Annotated in this window: 1 protein-coding gene; it reads right to left on the bottom strand. The window is 63.2% G+C overall.

Translation table 11 applies throughout. From position 1 onward, the window contains the following. Positions 1 to 44: 44 nt before the first annotated feature. Positions 45 to 3,059 (bottom strand): Tn3 family transposase, encoded by a 3,015-nt coding sequence (locus CIK76_RS12775; RefSeq protein WP_096287066.1) that lies wholly within the window; start codon positions 3,057 to 3,059, stop codon positions 45 to 47. Between the last annotated feature and the right edge of the window lie 44 nt (positions 3,060 to 3,103).

Genomic DNA, 3,103 nt, shown 5'->3' with positions numbered 1-3,103 from the left:
GTTCCCCTCGCGGGCCGGTAGATGTCAGCGCTGTATTGCTTCGTTCAGGCTTCCCGGTCCTCGTCGGGGTTCCTGAAAGGTCGAAGTTGCGTGCCGGTGGAGTCCGCGGCGAAAGAGTAGCGACCCAGCATGTTGATGTGTTCCGAGACCAGCGGCGACAGTCGTTGTACGTCCTCGTCGGCAACGGGGACGCCGCGGTCGCGGAGTTCGGTGAGCGCGGCGTCCAGGTAGCGGGTGTTCCACAAGATGACCGCGTTCAGCACCAGACCGAGTGCGCCAAGTTGGTCTTCCTGGCCCTCCCGGTAGGACTGGCGTATCTGGCCTCTCCTGCCATGAAAGACGAGTCTGGCCAGCGCATGTCTGGATTCCTGCACAGTCAACTGGGTGTGGATTTGCCGACGATAACCCTCGTCGGCATCGATGAAGTCCAGCAGATGCTCGGTCTTGGCTATTCTGCCGTACTCCGCCAACGCCTTTCCGAGCAGAGTTGGTGTCCCACCGCCCTGGGTGACCCGCAGGATTTCCGAGGCGCGCACCGTCCCGGCGGTCAAGGACCCGGCAAGGCGAAGCATGTCCGGCCAGTTCGCCGTAATGAGCTCCATGTTGATTCGGTTGCGGCCGGCCACCGCGTTCAGCTTCCCATAGTCCGCCGTGGCGTCGACGCGCCAGAACCGTTGGTCCGGTAACCCTGCCAGGCGGGGTGAGAACCGGTATCCGAGCAGGGTGAAGAGCCCGAAAACCTGGTCCGAGTAGGAGGCCGTATCGGTGGCGACCATTTCGGGGCGTTGGCCGCCATCAAGATCGAGCAGCCCATCCAAAATATGCAGGGAATCGCGGACCGTTCCCGGGACCACGACGGCACCCAGCCCGGAGACCTGGTCGTTGAGATAGTTCAGCCAAGTCAATCCACGACCGTGGCCAAAGTACCGGGGATTTGCCCCGGAATTGACGGTGGCCACCGGCACCACGAACCGCATTCCGTCGACTGACGCCAACAAGCCTGTGCCCCAGCGTTGCGCGAGTCCCAGACCGGACTGGGCCTGGATTAGACGGGCGTTGGCCGCGCGAAGCGTATCGGCGCGTACATAGTTTTGATCTACGTGCGTCAGGCGTCCCCGAGTCAGTGCGGGGTGGCCGTCCTTGACCACCGGTGTCAGGCCGACGTTGCATGCCTCGGCAACCAGGATGGCGGCGACCGAAACGCTGAGCTGGCCCATCCTTGCGGAGGCCTCCGAGACGTGGCTGAATTCCGAGAGGAACCCCGTCCAGGAATGCACTTCCAGCAGCACATCGGGCAGGTCCACCCGCGGCAGCATCCCGGAGACCAACCTCCGCAACTGCGTCAGTGACTCCGGTATCGTCTTGGCCTCCAAAGGTGAGAGGTGGACTTTGCCGGAATCATCAATGCGTATCGCGGGATTGTCGGCCAGTTGCTCGGCCGCCGCAAGATAACGGGCATCAAGGCGGTGGCGAACATCGGCCAGGTGGTCCGCTGGCTCTTCCGGCAGCTGGAGCGCCCTCAAGGTCTCAGTCTTGGTTTTCTGCCACGCCGGATCGGTGAGCAACCGCGCCCGGGGATCTCCCCAGCGACGCCCACCCACCACGAAAATGTCCCTACGCCGCAGCGCCTTATGGACGGCCTCCATCACCGCCACCGTATAGGCCTTGCGGTCGATCTCCTCCGCAACCGTGACAAGACGCTGCCAAGCCGGCGAGAGCACGGACAGATCAACCTCGGCCGGGTCCTTTTTGCGGCCGTCCAGAACTTCCGGCAGCGCCGTCAGCGCCGCCAACGTTGGCGTCCCGCCCGCGGTGGCCCCGAAGGGTGCCACCGCGGCCAACGCCGGCAGGAACGAGCGCACGGTGGCGAACCGGCGCATCATCTCGGTTGCAGTGTCCGCCCCGGTTCCGTCGGGATTCACCACTTCGTTCACCACCTCCAGCGCGGCGCGTATCTCGGGCAAGGAAACCTGATCGGCCAGCACCGAGGCGGCCTCTGCGCCGGAATACTCCGTGTTGTCCAACACCTCGACCAGTGTTTTCGCGGCCTTCGCCAATTGCAGTGAGGCCTTGGACAAGCGTGGCAGGGATTTCAACCGGGCGGCACTGGATTCCCTGGCTGCCTTGCGAAGAACGCGTTCGGTGACAATGGCGTCCAAGGCATCACACAAATCATCGGCAACTTCTGACGTCAAGGCGCGCACGGCACAGAGCAGTGTCGCACCCCGCCGCTGGTCTGATAGTTCTCGAAGCGATGAGGTCTTGCCCGCCAACCCGTAGCGGGCTAGGGCATTCATCCGACCCTCGGGGATCATCTCCACATCGATGGACCCGGCACCCAGTGCCCGCAAGCGACCCAGCCGCTCCAACTGCCGCAACAACTCTGGCACCGATACCCTCGAGGGCCCGGTCCGCAATCTTTCCCACGCGGTCAGCCGTGATCCCTCCCCAACGCGAAGCAGGCCTTCCAATTCCAGGATCAAGGCGGGGCCGGCCGCGTCAACCAGCATGGAATGGAGGCGGTCATTTGCTCCGGCACGGACCTCTATAACCAGTCGTGTCAACGTAGAGACGCCGGGGAGAAGGACCTTGCGTTCACGCAGCCAGAGCACCGTCCGTTCAAACAGACGCACCGGTCCCTCCGACGACGTCCAAGCCCGGGCCTCCAGGAACAGCCTCAGCTCCGCGTGGCTGGCCGGATCGGAGAAATCCGCATACCCGTACACGATGGAAATTTCCGCGGCATGCTCATACCCGGTCTGTCCCCGCTGCGCATACAGCTTGAGCACGGAAGCATCCGCAATATCCAACTGCCCGGCCAGGAATTCCACCACCGGCCACGGAACAGCCAATGGATCCGTCAGGAACCGTCCTGCCACCCGCACCGTGATCAGTTGGACAGCAAATCCCAGGCGATTGTGCATTCCCCGACGGCGACCAACTACCGACAGGTCTGCATCGTCCAACCAACAGAAACGTTCCAGGTCCTCCGCCGATACCTCGTCGGGGAATCCGCCGAACCCTGCTGCCTGCTCATCACTTAGAAAATCGACCGCCATGGAACCCATTCAACAGGCCTCAGACTCTTTAGCGTGAATTTCCG

Source organism: Glutamicibacter sp. BW80 (assembly GCF_002332385.1).
GTDB lineage: Bacteria > Actinomycetota > Actinomycetes > Actinomycetales > Micrococcaceae > Glutamicibacter.
This window is presented reverse-complemented; position numbering and strand designations above follow the sequence as displayed.